The sequence below is a fragment of the Halorussus lipolyticus genome, from assembly GCF_029338375.1.
GTDB lineage: Archaea > Halobacteriota > Halobacteria > Halobacteriales > Haladaptataceae > Halorussus > Halorussus lipolyticus.
In genome coordinates this window covers 2,284,117-2,298,451 of record NZ_CP119804.1, presented here as the reverse complement: position 1 = coordinate 2,298,451, position 14,335 = coordinate 2,284,117, and the positions used below count along the sequence as shown (strand labels likewise).

General features: G+C 51.2%; 12 protein-coding genes. 11 read left to right on the top strand and 1 reads right to left on the bottom strand.

Annotation, left to right across the window (positions count from 1 at the left end):
* Both P2T57_RS11640 and P2T57_RS11635 read left to right on the top strand, forming a co-directional pair.
* Positions 1-1,272: an McrC family protein gene (locus P2T57_RS11640; protein ID WP_276299383.1), complete on the top strand. Its 1,272-nt coding sequence runs from the start codon at positions 1-3 to the stop codon at positions 1,270-1,272.
* A 218-nt stretch (positions 1,273-1,490) separates the two neighbouring features.
* Positions 1,491-4,943, top strand: a complete 3,453-nt coding sequence (locus tag P2T57_RS11635; protein WP_276299382.1) for an Eco57I restriction-modification methylase domain-containing protein — start codon at positions 1,491-1,493, stop codon at positions 4,941-4,943.
* 426 nt (positions 4,944-5,369) lie between these two features.
* Here the strand turns inward: P2T57_RS11635 and P2T57_RS11630 are convergent, their stop codons facing one another.
* Complete coding sequence (locus P2T57_RS11630; protein ID WP_276299381.1) at positions 5,370-5,612, bottom strand: winged helix-turn-helix transcriptional regulator; 243 nt, start codon at positions 5,610-5,612, stop codon at positions 5,370-5,372.
* 175 nt (positions 5,613-5,787) lie between these two features.
* Here P2T57_RS11630 and P2T57_RS20360 point away from each other — a divergent pair, with 175 nt between their 5' ends.
* The 9 genes from P2T57_RS20360 (at position 5,788) to P2T57_RS11590 (ending at position 14,221) form a co-directional block, all read left to right on the top strand.
* A complete protein-coding gene (locus tag P2T57_RS20360) occupies positions 5,788-6,207 on the top strand; it encodes a DUF7344 domain-containing protein (protein ID WP_420028492.1) in 420 nt (139 codons plus the stop codon).
* Between the two features lie 74 nt (positions 6,208-6,281).
* The gene (locus P2T57_RS11625; RefSeq protein ID WP_276299380.1) at positions 6,282-7,406 is read left to right on the top strand and encodes a CRISPR-associated protein Cas4; all 1,125 of its coding nucleotides are present in this window, start codon (positions 6,282-6,284) and stop codon (positions 7,404-7,406) included.
* A complete protein-coding gene (locus P2T57_RS11620; RefSeq protein WP_276299379.1) occupies positions 7,393-7,962 on the top strand; it encodes a hypothetical protein in 570 nt (189 codons plus the stop codon). The genes P2T57_RS11625 and P2T57_RS11620 overlap by 14 nt, the downstream gene beginning before the upstream one ends.
* Positions 7,959-8,489: a hypothetical protein gene (locus P2T57_RS11615; protein ID WP_276299378.1), complete on the top strand. Its 531-nt coding sequence runs from the start codon at positions 7,959-7,961 to the stop codon at positions 8,487-8,489. The genes P2T57_RS11620 and P2T57_RS11615 overlap by 4 nt, the downstream gene beginning before the upstream one ends.
* The gene (locus tag P2T57_RS11610) at positions 8,486-9,496 is read left to right on the top strand and encodes a tyrosine-type recombinase/integrase (RefSeq protein WP_276299377.1); all 1,011 of its coding nucleotides are present in this window, start codon (positions 8,486-8,488) and stop codon (positions 9,494-9,496) included. Before P2T57_RS11615 ends, P2T57_RS11610 begins: the two co-directional genes overlap by 4 nt.
* A gap of 664 nt (positions 9,497-10,160) precedes the next feature.
* On the top strand, positions 10,161-10,730 hold the full coding sequence (locus P2T57_RS11605; RefSeq protein WP_276299376.1) for a helix-turn-helix domain-containing protein: 570 nt from the start codon (positions 10,161-10,163) through the stop codon (positions 10,728-10,730).
* A 12-nt stretch (positions 10,731-10,742) separates the two neighbouring features.
* The gene (locus P2T57_RS11600) at positions 10,743-12,011 is read left to right on the top strand and encodes a tyrosine-type recombinase/integrase (RefSeq protein WP_276299375.1); all 1,269 of its coding nucleotides are present in this window, start codon (positions 10,743-10,745) and stop codon (positions 12,009-12,011) included.
* A gap of 186 nt (positions 12,012-12,197) precedes the next feature.
* Positions 12,198-13,097 (top strand): site-specific integrase, encoded by a 900-nt coding sequence (locus tag P2T57_RS11595; RefSeq protein ID WP_276299374.1) that lies wholly within the window; start codon positions 12,198-12,200, stop codon positions 13,095-13,097.
* Complete coding sequence (locus P2T57_RS11590; RefSeq protein ID WP_276299373.1) at positions 13,094-14,221, top strand: tyrosine-type recombinase/integrase; 1,128 nt, start codon at positions 13,094-13,096, stop codon at positions 14,219-14,221. Before P2T57_RS11595 ends, P2T57_RS11590 begins: the two co-directional genes overlap by 4 nt.
* The last annotated feature ends 114 nt before the right edge of the window (positions 14,222-14,335 follow it).

Here is a 14,335-nt window from a genome sequence, read left to right as displayed (position 1 = left end):
ATGGTACTTTTAGTTGAATACTCACCTAACGATATTGAGGAGTTAAGTAAGCAGGCGGTGGACGAACTCCAAGCGTTGAATCCGGAGTGGCAACAGGCGCTTGACCTACGGAAGGAGCCCTTTCGGATTGATCGAGAGGGCTCGTCAACGACCGTCGTTCCTCAGGGCGTCTGCGGACAGCTCGAAGTCGGTAACCAAACCGTTGAGGTCGTTCCGAAGTATCTCGCTAACAGGGATGATGTTCCAGCGGATTGGCGGGAGAATTTCCTCACTATCCTTGCATTTTCAGGAGTTAGTGAGTTTCACATAGAATTTGCAGAAACCATTCATGGAGGAGCATCAGCGTCCTCACTAATGGATATTATGGCAGCGGCATATGCAGACAGACTTTCAACGGCCCTCGCACAAGGGGTCCCAGCAGATTATACTGAACGTGAGGAGAGGCTCTCAAATGCTCGTGGGCGGCTGAGCACAAGGAAACTCTACCCACAACTGCTCAAAAAGCCATCCGAACTGTGGTATCGAACGACAGTCTATACGACTGATATTCCACTCAGCAGGATACTCAAATGGGCCTGTCACCGGTTTTCTGAGTTGGCCACAGCGACCCAAACAGTCAATAGATTGTACGAGTTAGAACAACGATTCCCAAATATTGAACCAGCCGATGTATCTGGGCTTCGGCCAAGCCAAGTTTCTCTATCGTCTCAGCACCGCCGATTCGACGAATCGTTAACGATTGCTAAGTGGCTTTTAGATAATCTTGAAGCCGCATATGCTGGAGAAGACGTTGCCTTACCCGGGATCTTATTCAAAACGGAAGAGATGTATGAAGGCTTCGTCGACGCTGTTCTAGATGCGGTTGATGTTCCGTGGGAGTATACGGGGAAGGACGCAGAAACCTACAAACGTTTGGCTTCTGGACAACCTCATCAAAACATTAATCCGGACCATCTCTTCAGGAGCGATGAGGCGTGTATCCTTGTACTTGATAGTAAGTATACAAAGATGGGCTCAGGAACAGACGTTCACGGCGATAAACCAGAAAGGAATTATTTCTACCAAGTCCTTGCATACGGGAGAGGGTATGAAGCTGATGCTGTTGGGCTTGTGTATCCGCGACTGAGAACCCAAAAACGATGTTGGGAGTTGGAGACGGCAGGCACCCCGTCAACGGTTCATGTTTTTGAAATAGACCCAATGAAGTTTCTAGCTGACCAAGATGCTTTTTTCCAGTCTGTTCAGAAACGTCTAGTCAGGGTCGTCGCCTGAACAGGCTGGAAATCCTAAATGACCCTTTCTCAGAGTATATTGAAATATCTGAAATGGTAGAATAATCATAGTCGGATACTATCTGACAAAACGAATAAAATCAACCTTGTTACTAGGGAAACATGTTTCGGGGGACGGCGGGCGATTTTGAAGACCGAGTCTTGATTCGACTCCTACAGGGAAAGTATGAAGGTACCGTAATCAGACATTCAGATAACGTGACTACAGTTGCCGACCTCCGAGATGTCCTCGTCAATTTTCTTGAGGAACTTGAAGATGAATTCGATGACCCACACGAGATTGAGCGAATACTGAATGGAGAACAGGGTATCACCCAGAGAGACATCGGTGCCGAACCAGAAACGTGGACGGAAGACATTCTTATCAACCCAGTCTTAAATGCAGTCGGTCTCAACAAAGCTCCTGGGCGACCAACCTCACAGCGTAAGACCCCAGATTTCAAACTCGAAGAAGAACACGGCAATCAGGTTCTCGAGATTGTTGGGGAGAACAAATCCCTGAACAAAATCGATGATGCAGAGGATGAACTCGTAGCAGACTACCTGTCGAATATTTCTTTCCCGAACGACGGAATAGCCACGGACGGACTCGACTGGGTTGTTTACCGGACTGAGCGCGGTGGTGACTTCTTTGAGCATGAAGCTGTTCGCCGTCACTCGTTCCGAGATGTTCTCCGGCAGTTGGCACGAGACGAGAACATCATCAGCCAGCAAGCACTCCCCGACTCAGACCTCAATGTCGATAATGAACTTGAAGCGTTTGCGCTGACATTTCAGCCCAATCATCTCGTCCCGTTACTTACGAAAACTGCACCGTCAGAGTTCCGAGACCAACGCCAGAAAGACGTTGACGACTTCTTCGAGGTTTACATTGAAGTGTTGTTTGGGGAGTCTGACGAGCACAATTACGACACCTGTCTTCGAAACGATATTATCGCCCCTGACGGTGCATCAAAGGAGGACAGGGACGTGTTCGCGGTCACGCTAGTGAACCGCTTGATGTTCATTCGGTTTCTTGAGGAACGTGGTGTTCTCTCAGAAGGTTTCCTTCACGATCGTGTTGAGGACTACAGCGACGGTATTCCGACGACGCTCTACGAAACAACCATCAAACCACTATTTTACGAACTCTTCAACAAACCAAAGAAACAGCGTGATTTGCATGGGGACTGGTACGATGAAGTTCCGTATCTGAATGGGGGACTGTTCCGGAAGAATCTCACTCAAGAGGACGACTACGATGTTCGGAACCCTTCAATGGTGCTCGTTATCGACAAGCTGATTGAGGGCAACCATGAGCTAGATCTCGAAATCGATCCCGCTATTCTCGGGAGCGTTTTCGAAATGACCATCAACCACATTAGTGAGTCTGAAGATCGACAAAAGGAGACAGGAGCATACTACACGCCTAACGACGTCACACACCTAATTAATTCGCAGGCTGTTGACGGTGAGGTCAAGGAGACGATTATCGAGGCGTTTGCGGGAACGCTGGATGAGGAAGTTGAAGCTACGTTCCGTAGGCAAGCTGAGACAGAGTCTCTGGAAGATGTTTTGGCTCATATTGAGGACGGTGAAGGGTGGTATGGAAGCACACAAGGACTTGAGAAAGCGCGTGAAGCGATTCTTGATCTTACTGTTCTCGACCCAGCATGCGGATCCGGACACTTCCTAACGGCCGCCATGGAGCAACTGCACCAAGTGCTCCAGTCTATTCATCGGGGACAACATGGAGGCGATGATCCGTCGCCTGAGGAAAAGTACAAGCAGAAACGCGATATCGCGCTGAACTCGATCTATGGGGTTGACGTTGGGCGTGTAGCGACCGAGATTGCAAAACTACGAACGTGGTTGAAAATTCTGGAAGGGAATGACTGGGAGGAGAGCTATGGACGACTCCCAAACATCGACGTGAACATCTTGGAGGGGAACTCATTGATTGGCCTTCCAACCGTCGGGTACGGTGCAACAACGTTGAGTGAGTACAGCGACCGAATGGAAGAGATTCTGACTCAGCGGAAAGAATACAAGCAGGAGAACGAGGGCTCGAAAACGGAAATTGATGAACTGCGAGACGATCTACGGGATGACCTTAACAGGGAGTACATCGGCCGACTAACACAGACGGTTGAGGATGAAATCCGGGATGCAGATATACTGCATGAACTTGCAGAGAAAATCTCGCCCTTTGAACTACGGCAGTACATCGATTCTGTCTCTATCAAGCGTACTGACAAGGAAAAATTCACAGACACTCAGATAGCCGAGCTCGAGGATGCTGGGTTCGATGTCCATTATCTGCACAAGAGCGGTAAGATGGACATTGCAGATTACATAGATGAACTTCGTAGCAGGAAGATTCATAACGGAATTTCCAGTCAAGCTGAAGCCGCTAAGCATATCTTGGAGTCGCTGATTGAATTCGCTGAGAAAGATGAGTTCTACTACAACAAAGTCGAGCGCCGTCCGGTGCATTCCGATTTGAGTCGTATCGAAGGTAGGCCGTTCCATTGGACAGCAGAGTTCCCCGAGGTCCGTGAGGTCGACGAGAACGGGAACTACGAGATGGCGTTCGACATCGTTGTTGGGAACCCACCGTACGGCGATATTCTCTCCGACAATGCCAAATTCCTCGTAGATTCGTATGAGACGGGGGGAATCAACGATATTGCTGCACAGTTTGTTGAGCGAGAACTACAGTTGCTGAAGCTTGGCGGGCACTTCGGTAACATCACGACGCTTCGAATCGCGTACGATCAGCGGGAAGAACCGGCACGGAAGCATCTCACACGACGGTTGGAGAAAACGCGGATGGCTTGTTTTGCACATCGCCCCTCTCGGATTTTCGAGGGCGCGCACGTGAAGCCGGCTATCATCACAGGGAAACTCACCGGCGAGCAGGAGCCGGATATCTATACGAGCCGGTACATCCGATTTACTAGTGAGAACCGGAACGAGACGCTATCGAACATCAGTTACGCGCAGGCGAACGGCCTTGCTCTCGGAGATAAGATCGGTGATGGACAGAACTTGTCTATCCCGAAACTCGGCCACGATACTGCGCACAGCGCACTTCAGAAATTGAAAGAAGCTAGTGACCGAACATTCTCGGACGCACTTCAGGATGACGAGACGGATCATCTTATGTGGCGTCGACGTGGAGCACTGTACTGGATTAACCCATTACTGGTGAATCTGTACGAAGAGCAGGGAAAGGATACGCCGACGAGTATGTACCGGATGTACTTCTCGTCTGATCTTGAGCGGCGGATGAGCTTCATCACGCTCCAGTCCTCGTTGTACTACTGGTATTGGATGGTGTATAAGAACGGACGCAACATTGACTGGTGGGAGATTGAGCCGTTCCCGTTCCCGGACGAGGAGACACTTGAAGCAAACCGAGAAGACATCATCAAGTTGAGCGAGGAGCTGTGGCAGGCGATGGAACAACGGTTCGTCGGCAAGGCCCGGACTGTAATCGAGAACGCAGTGGAACTCAAGCCAATTGTTGACCGTGTGGACGACTTGATCGGCCCGATGTACAAGCTGGATGAGGACGAGATAGAGTACATGAAGAACTTCGACGCTGAATACGGTCGTGAGCCGGAGGAAATTGATTCGGAGACATTGGAGACGTACGCAGACAACTGACCAAACGTTGATTCCAAGCTCTCCCCTATTCTGAAGTGATGGGTACGCCTGTTGGGACGCATGGAGAAGAGTTTTAGGACTTTAGATAGTGAATGTGAGAGTTGGCCCCATTGCTTGATTGTAGAATAATTGAGCGACTTCTGGGGTCGCGCTTAAAAATAGTTGTCACGATTCAACGCCCACGGTCGCGGCGCTAGAGGTAGTGGAGAGCGTGGATCGAGAAGTGCAACCCGACCAGTAGTAGAGTCCGTAGTCGTTGACGACTCGGAATCGTCACAGAGTCAAGTAGCACTCGCCGACGAGGTAATCCGAGCGACCGAGAGCGTCCTACCGCCAGTCCGGTGGCGAGAAAACAAGATTCGGGAGCATCTGGCCGATAGAGAGGATGCGAGCCTAGGGCGATATTGAGTGATGGGATTAGGACTCTCAATCCTCTTCTTCCTCAAGCTCTTCTGCTGGTATATATCCTGACAAGTATCTCCGCCCTTTCTCGGATATTCTGTAGTAGGACCCGTTTGTTTCCTCGATTAATCCTGCACGAACTAACTTGGATACTCGCCGTGATACCCAGTTCCGAGTATAATTCAAGTTGACTGCTATCACGGCTGGCGATAGAATGAGGTCTGATTCATCTAATAACTCGAGGATGCGGTTGTCGGTCTGGTTCATCCACGAGACTCGGGGACGCACACCACTCAGTTAGGCGTTCAAACAAAACCGCTACTGAAGCTATTCTTGTCGTACACGATAGCGTATTTGATACAACACGAATCCGTGTTTCTAAGTGACTTTAGAAAGAAGTCCTCACATACACTGTTCCAGTCGCTCCGGACACCGAGAAGACATGGACGAAAGCCAGACACCCTTCCCGTGGTCGTCATTAGCCGAGGACCCTGACCGAGACCGAACTCTGTCTCTTCTTTTTCACTCTCTCCGAGCCAGTCGAAGAAGACGTGTTATCCAACTCTTGGCTGATGAACATCCTCCACTTCCAACTCGTTGGCTGGCCCGGCAGATAGCAGCACTCGAGAATGGAATACCACCTGAACGAGCAACAGGTGAACCGTATCGGAACGTGTACAACGCTCTTTCTCAGACTCATCTACATACACTAGCCGAGGCAGATATCATCATCTACGACCCAAAGCGTCAGACGGTCACTCCAGGCCCGATTTTCTCTTTAGCGCGTTTACTGGTAGACATCAACGCGCCCACCGTCAGTACGTTCTATTCTCTTCTCGATAGTAGCGATACCACCGAATAGGAACTGCGACAATCGCCGATAGAGTAAGTCGCATCTCCGCTTCTGCGTAGAAAGTCAGGGCCTCGAAAACGGCAATGACGGACAGCAATATGACCGATGAGAATCCCGAGGAGCGACCGACCGCCACCGAACTGATTGAGATACTCTCCGGAGACCGTTTCGAGAAGTGGTATCGAGAGCGGCAGTACAGCGAGAACATCAAGAACGGAACGCCGTACTTCAACGGTAGCGGGTTCACTCCAGAGCCTCACCGCCACAGTCCGAGTAAACTCCTTCAGTGCCACCGAAGAATCGTTTACCAGCAAAACAACACTCCTGAAGAGCAATCCGATCCAGCCGGTATCTTTTGGATTGGGAGGCAGTTCGAGGCGGACATTGCATTTCCCTTTCTGGAGGACGTAGCTACCGAGGCTAGTGCGTACGTCCGAAATACAGTCTGGGTCGATTTTGAGGTCGAAACAGAAGCGGGTGCCCTGAGAATCAAAGGGGCGACAGACCCGCTCATCGTAGACGAGGACGCGATTCCGATTGTCCCGACTGAAATCAAGACCAAGTCTTCAGTCGAGCATCTCTCCTCGCCTAATCGGCATCACCGGGCTCAGTTGCACGCGTACATGGTGGGTCTTTCCCAGAAATACAATATTTCGCTGACCAATGGAGTCATCGTCTATGCCAGTCGGGAATCGCTCAACATGAAGATTTACCACGTCGAATTCGACGAAGCATTTTGGAAGGATGTCGTTCTCGAATGGGCGGACACGCACACACAGTATCGACTCAGAGATGAACTGCCGCCAGCAGACCCGGAAGCAGAATGGGAATGCAAGTTCTGTTCGTACAGGGAACGCTGTGGAAGGGGGGACCGGCACTACAGCGATGTTGCCGTAACCGGATTACTACCCCAATTCACCGGGTACCCTTCCCAGAAATTGTCCGACTATCTTACAGCGTATCCGAGCGCGAAGCTGACGCCCTCACTCGCGTTCCAGTATCCAGAGCTTGCTGACGAACACGGGGTCTACGACTGGGAATGCGCCCGCTGCGAAACCGCTCGTACTTGGAATACTATCGAATGGGATGGTGACGTTACAGCACCGCCGCGATGCCCGGACTGTTTTGCAGAAGGCTCGGTTTCATTCCTCAGTGGCCCTGCTCCAGCGGATCAAGTAGTTGCAGGTGGTGACAATGATGCGGCATAGCTGGCTTGACCTCGACGATCTCCGGGAAAGCTGGTTGTTCCTCATAATCGGGGAAAAGACATCTACTGAGGAGCATTCTGACTCTACAGTAACTGACGAAACTGACCTCGATTACTGGGAACTCGGCACCGGCAACGCTGACGCACTAATCAATACAGCCGCGGCGAGGGTAGGGATTGGCGAGACGGAATCTCAGCGTGACCTCCTCGTAGCCTTGCTTGATGAACTTCGACCGTATCGGTATCAGGGAGGGATGCTCGTCACGCCTGATGAAGAGACGGTCACTACGCTTCGTCGGGCTTTGGTGGAGTCGCAACTGGAAGCGCAGTCACTCCGAGGCTTGGCTCATGCGGATTTAGAAGAACTGCTGAACTCGTATCTCGGTCAAGAATTGAGTGATTATCAGCTCGCGTCAGATTCGCGGAGCCCTCCCCGTATCAACGAGCGAGACCGTGAGCAGGTAGTGAGTACGGGGACGGTCGAACAGTTTTGGGAGACATGGACTCGCGTGTTCCATCTGTTTCCTCCGAGTGAACTGACGGGGGTGCCGTTATGACGGCCGACAAGCCGGTTTTTATCCGGCGGAAGTTCACCATCACCGAATCGCTGGACCGGACATTGCAAGAGCTGGCTACCCGGCATTACCAAGGGAACGTCAGTCTGTGCCTGCGCGCGTCAATCGAGAGCCACCGCGAGATTCTCCAAGGAGATGGTCAGTTCGCAGTAAATCAGATTTCAAGACAGTTGGAGTCGCTTGACCAAGGACAGCATCGACTGGAATCCTTGGTCGATGAACTGACTGAATTGGAGGACGAGAGGTCGGCCACCAGTCAGCAATCGGTAATCGAAGGCGTTAGGGTTTCCTCCGAGACAGCGGCTATTTATAACGTTCTTTGCGAACAGGATACGCCGCTTCGAATCGAGGATATTGTCGAACGGACCGGTGGACACATGGAAGCCTTCCAAGAGGGCTTATCAACCCTTGTCGATCTTGGACTGGTCGGTAGGACGGACGATCCAAGTCCACGGTACCAACTCGTTGGTAAACTCGGCTCTGAAGCAAATCGGGATGATTCTGTATGAGTACGACGGACGAGTACGAATGGCTTCGAGTTCCGGATGAATATGCCCGTGAGTACCTACGACAGGCTGGTGAACTGCGACTCTCTGCAAGTTCGGTGAGAACGTACGATTCTCAACTCTCGGAGTACGTCGTCTTCCTGCATGATGAAGACTTGTCGGTCCTGGATGCGGAGTTTACCAACGTTTTCGGTTTCGTGGAGTCGTGCGTGCGTCGGCAGAATCGACAGTCGACGATTGAGGGAAAGGTATCGACGGTTCGGGAGCTCTATTACTATATTCGACTCCGGACAGAGGCAGGTAGCGACCTCCAATTCGACCCACTTCGATTCCGGGAAATAGACGTAAGCCGGTATAAGATGCCGGAACCAATCCAGCGGGAGGCGTTGTCCCGAGAAGAAATTCGACGCTTGTTCGATGCGTTCGAGAGCTATCGGAATCGGTTAATGGCGGTCGTCGCGGTCGAGACAGGACTTCGGAACTCCGACTTGCGTGAACTCCAAATTGAGTACCTTGATCTTGACGGGCTGGAGATTCACATACCGAAACCAAAGGGGTCGAAGCCGTACGATGTCCCGATTAGTGCTGATTTAGCGTTTGAATTGGACTTCTGGTTTCGCCATCATCGAGGAGGATACAGTAATGCAAGTGAGAGTGATTTCGTATTCCCGAGCCAGTCGGGAGAAAAGCTCGAATCGAATGGGAGTTTGAACCGAATCGTGCGAGAGGCTGCAGAAAGGGCTGAAATCCAGGAAGTTATTGGTGAGTCACGGATTCCAGAAGCGCAGAAGACCGCACTTGGTACCGATAGTGATGTTCGGAAGTGGTATCGAGTGACGCCACATACGCTACGGCATTCGTTCATTACACTCCTGAATCAAGCAGGAGTAGGACTTCCGTACAGGCAGTTGGTGGCAAACCACTCTACTGCTGAAACGACACAGAAGTATACTCACGATAAGGAGGATACGTTTGTTAAGATTCGGAATCGGTTTGACCCGCCAAGATAGGTTACCACTGACCTGATATCTAGAACGTTAACCAACGAAACCACGGACGAAGTTCAAAATATGATAGTCTCTTAGACGCTATCCGATACTCGAAAATTCGCTTTAGAAGTAGTCTGATTTTGGAATTCAGCTTCGCAGTTGGTGGAAATATTCTTTTCTTGAGAAACCGCTATTGTCTGCTGTTTCCAAGCCTAGAACAACCCTTTCATAACTCGGGACCAATCTAACGGGATAATTTAGATTTATGGATTTTAATTGGTTAAGAGTTAACCAACTAGGTAGTTAACGGAATATTATTTTATAATCGGCAGTATTAACTGATAGAGATCAGAATGTACATTTACCGCTCTGAAGATAATTTAGAGCGAAGATGCTCCACCAGTGCACTCCCTGCCAGTAGTTGATTGTCGTTCTACATGAAGGGAAGTGCCCAGGGCGTTGTCGCGCCCTGAGCGTGGAGCGGGCTAACCTTAATGACAAGCCTAAGCTCCAGCCGCAAGTACAAGCAGCATCGAGAAAAGTCCTCGGGAACAACACTCAGGACTTGGTTTAGTAAGAGATTCATCGGAGGTAGTTTCTACCGTGCGACCGCTGGTTCACCTTCGGCGATCTACCGACTGTTGAAATTCGTCATAGACCGGCCAAAGTTTGGCTCTCCGCAACAATGAGCGGGGATTCGTCCTTACCTGATGACTCTGCCGATGATGGAAATGAGTCGGTGAAGCCGAACTGTACGATTACCGAACGTCAGGACCAGATGCTTGACCAGCTAAAAGCTGAGCGGTACGCAAGTCGAAGTGAAGCACTGCGTATTGCAATAGAAGACCTCCATCAGAAGATGGAGAACGACAGCGAACAGCCAATACGGGAACTCCTCACCAAAGCCGAAAGGATTCTTGAGACACTCGAAGAGGTTGCAGAGCAAGTTGGTGAACTCCATCCGAATCGTGCACCATCGAGACAGCAGCCTACTCCTGACAGGAGGTCCGACGGGCAATCCGAGCCGTCAACTCCTGCTGTCTCAGATGCTGATGAAGATGACAGAACCGACGAGCGAGTTTACACGGTGGTTTCGAAGCTCGGCTTAGCATCTGAGTCAAGCATCTCCGAGGAGTGTGAAGTGAGTCAGCTTCGCATTCACGAAAGCCTTCTTCGACTCATCGAGCGAGGTCTGGTCACCACTGTCGAAAATGACCAGACTGTCCAGTATCGTCCAGCACCTGCAACCGAATAACATCTAGAGAAAATGACTACAAATCAGAAACTGAAGCTTAGTGATTTCACAGACAACGAATCAAATAACGAAAGCGACCATGAAGTAAGCAATAAAGCAACTTCTGAAGAAACGAGTAATCCGAGTAAGAGCTCAACACCCTCAGAGCAACCAAACCAGATCCCTGCTCCCGACAGTCAGGAACAGTGTAACGAACCAATCTGTCCGACCTACCACGAGGAGCGAATAGACGAGCGCTGGCAACACATTCTTGACGAGCATCTTAATGGGGAACCAAAGTGCGGCCACGCGATTGACTTCTTAAGAAGGAAAACGGGTACGACACTCACATCCAGCACAGCAAGCGCGTACTGTGACCCGATCCGATTCTACATTAGTTTTCTTCATGATCGCGGTGTCAACGCGTGTGAGGCCGATCTCCGTGATCTCCGAGAATACTTCAATCAAAGGGTTCGTGCCAACCGTTCTGAGAGCACGCTAGAAGGGGACCGAACTGCGTTAGCAAATCTCTACAAACACATCGAACTGTACCGTGACATAGAGCCGACGCTTAGTCGTGCGTTGATTCTAGAGGAGATCGACCCATCCAAATACCAGACAAAAGAGCGAATCGAACGAGAACCACTCACGAAGGAACTGGTCATTCAGTTGTTTGACGCGATGGACCGACTAATGGATCGTCTGATTGTTCAAATCGGAGTTGAGCTTGGACCGCGGAACATCGATATCTGCAAGCTCGAAACTGGTGACGTTGATCTTGACGAAAAGAAGATTACGTTGTCGAACACGAAGGCAGGCGGAAGCTACACGCTCCCTATTTCGGATGGGCTAGCACTCTCACTACGGCGATGGATTGAGGTGGAACGTCCAGCGACCGGCGTAGCTGAGGACAATCCCTACCTTTTCCCAAGTCGGGAAGGTGGCCGGTACAGAAGTGGTTCCCTGCGTAACATTGTGAGACAAGCCGCTGAGCGTGCTGGCATTCAAGAGGTGATTGGTGAAATTCCAATGACGGAGAACCAGAAGGAAATGCTGGGGACTGACAAGGATGTCCGAAATGCATACCGTGTTGATGTACACACTTTTCGGCATACATTTAACTACCTGATGGACGAAGCTGATGTTCCCAGAGACGCTCGCAGTGCTGCATTGGATCACTCGTCAACAGAGGTTACAGAAGAGTTCTATGATCACAACGAGAGCAACTATCAGGAACTCTTAGAGCGACTCTTCTCAGGTCTTTCTGGCTTTGGGTTTGACGACGACGTTAAATCAGATTAGTAAAACGAGGAAAACAAAGGATACTAACCACCAGATATCTTGAATGGGCACTGAATGACCACGCCAGACCTACTAACTCATGTTCTTAGGTCTGGCGTGGTCATTCAGTACCCACTCAGATAGTCATGGCGCTTCTCCTCTTGTTTTCCTCCTAGATAGGATTACAAATAGTGTGGGGTGGTCGGCGTGAAATGCACCCACGAGGAGGCGCACGATTTAGCCACCTCGGAGGGCTTCGAGGAGGCCACCGAAACCTATCTCGATGCACTCTCTACCAATGCTCCCGACAGTACGTTCTACGGTCACCAGACTGCCCTCAATATCTTCGTCCCATGGTGCCGAGACGAAGGTCTCAAAAAAGCAGAGTTGCGGACGACTCACGTCGGACATTTCGCCGATTACCTATTTGCAGAGGCCGGACACAGCACCGCCACCATCTCTGGCCATCTCTCCTCTCTTTCGAACTTCCTTGCTTTTCTCTACCAGTCCGACCCTGCCCTCGTGAAACACCGAATTGCTACTGCACTCCACGAGTACCCCTCAAAGAGATTCACTGAGGTCTGGAGCGAGCTTACCACAAACTGTGAATCCACAATCTTAGACGGAGTTGATTCGTTGCTCTCGTATCTTCGCACGCGCCAGTTCGGCACGCGAACTCACGTCTTCGCCGAACTGGTCTGGGATACGAAAAGCCGTCCGAAACAAATCCGTCAAATCGACATCTCGGCTCTCGATTTAGACGGGGGTATCGTCTTGGTCGGTATCCCCGAGACACATGTCGTATCGGATGTCGGTCTCGTCACGCACCGAACTGCCGACCTCTCCAGTTCAACTGTCGAGGCCATCGAGACCTACCTCAACTACGAACGTAACGAGGTCACACAAAACGACTGCAGGCCGCTTTTCACGACCTCAAACGGCCGAGCAAGTCCATCGACGCTCCGCCGGTCGGTCAAGCGCGCAAACGACTCAGCATCCAACTACGCTTCCTCTCAGAACGAAGTACAGGAGGTGCTGCAAACTCACTCAATCGCCCCGGCTGACATTCGGGACTACGCGATTTCAACAATTACGGATCAAGCATGAACAGTGAACTAGCAGAAGCCCTCGCTGAAATCGACGACCCAGAGACAGTGCAAAAGGTTGTACAGTCCGTAAAGAATCCTACTGCCCCGGATGGTGAGTCTCGCTCGCATGCGGACCTACCGTTGCTTGATGAGTTGTACGAGCGATTCCTGTCTCGAAGGCGGGACCGGGCTCCATCTACGCGTGTCCAGTACAAACGGACGATCCCCGATTTCATCGACTTTGCTGAAGACAACGCTATCGAAACGACGGGCGGTCTCTCTACGGACTTAGTGGACCGGTACGTCGATTCGCTACAGGAACAGTACGACTCGGACTCCACGATCATCACGTACACGAAGAACGTTCGCACTTGGCTACGGTGGCTTAACAAACGAGGACTATGTGGGGAACCTGTCTACCGCATCCTGGATAAGGATGAGCTCGGGCTTACGCCCGAAGCTCGCGATGAGGCTCTTCCAGCTCCAGAAGCTACAAAGATTCTCGACAATCTCCGCAAGCAACGTCGCGGCTCACTAATGCATGCGCTCCTCGAGCTTGCATGGAACTCGGGGATGCGCATCGGTGGCTTGAATTCTCTCGACCTCCGTGACTTCGACCCGAGCAATAACGAGATTCGGCTTCGGCATCGACCGAAAACCGGCACTCGCCTGAAGAATGGTAACGAGGAGAACGGCGTCGGGAACGGAGAACGAAACATTGAGCTTCGAGACTGTGTCATCACAGCACTTGAAGAATACATCAAGGGCGAGCGACCCAATGTTACTGACGACTACGGACGCGAACCACTCTTCGCAACGCAGCACGGTCGAGCGGCCAAATCCACTCTCCGGCGGAAAATCTACGCGGCGACCAGTTGTCGGTGGACAACCGCCGAGCTAGAAGATCAAGACTGCGCCGGTAACTGCCATCCGGATACGAATGTCTGCCCTTACTCGTACTATCCGCACGCGATTCGGCGTGGCGCAATTGTCCACCACCTCAGCGGTGGGCTGCGTCCCGACTTGGCGAGTGAACGATTCAACGTCTCTATTCAGACAATCAAGAAGCACTACGACCCGAGAACGAAACGGAAGCGGAAAGAAGACCGCTCAGATGCTGTTAGGAATGCTTGGTCCTCCTGAGCTATGGTCTGATGTCCCAGAATACCAAATGTTTCGCATAAACTAACGAGGGACCGCCGTTGCCGATCCCGGCGCGGAAGCTCAACGCGAAGCGGTTCGCCGAGGCGTCGGCGC

Coding starts and splice junctions, on each gene's coding strand:
- P2T57_RS11615 (WP_276299378.1), top strand. CDS start 7,959: ATGACGGCCGACAAGCCGGTTTTTATCCGGCGGAAGTTCACCATCACC.
- P2T57_RS11625 (WP_276299380.1), top strand. CDS start 6,282: ATGACGGACAGCAATATGACCGATGAGAATCCCGAGGAGCGACCGACC.
- P2T57_RS11590 (WP_276299373.1), top strand. CDS start 13,094: ATGAACAGTGAACTAGCAGAAGCCCTCGCTGAAATCGACGACCCAGAG.
- P2T57_RS11610 (WP_276299377.1), top strand. CDS start 8,486: ATGAGTACGACGGACGAGTACGAATGGCTTCGAGTTCCGGATGAATAT.
- P2T57_RS11605 (WP_276299376.1), top strand. CDS start 10,161: ATGAGCGGGGATTCGTCCTTACCTGATGACTCTGCCGATGATGGAAAT.
- P2T57_RS11620 (WP_276299379.1), top strand. CDS start 7,393: ATGATGCGGCATAGCTGGCTTGACCTCGACGATCTCCGGGAAAGCTGG.
- P2T57_RS20360 (WP_420028492.1), top strand. CDS start 5,788: ATGGACGAAAGCCAGACACCCTTCCCGTGGTCGTCATTAGCCGAGGAC.
- P2T57_RS11600 (WP_276299375.1), top strand. CDS start 10,743: ATGACTACAAATCAGAAACTGAAGCTTAGTGATTTCACAGACAACGAA.
- P2T57_RS11630 (WP_276299381.1), bottom strand. CDS start 5,612: ATGAACCAGACCGACAACCGCATCCTCGAGTTATTAGATGAATCAGAC.
- P2T57_RS11640 (WP_276299383.1), top strand. CDS start 1: ATGGTACTTTTAGTTGAATACTCACCTAACGATATTGAGGAGTTAAGT.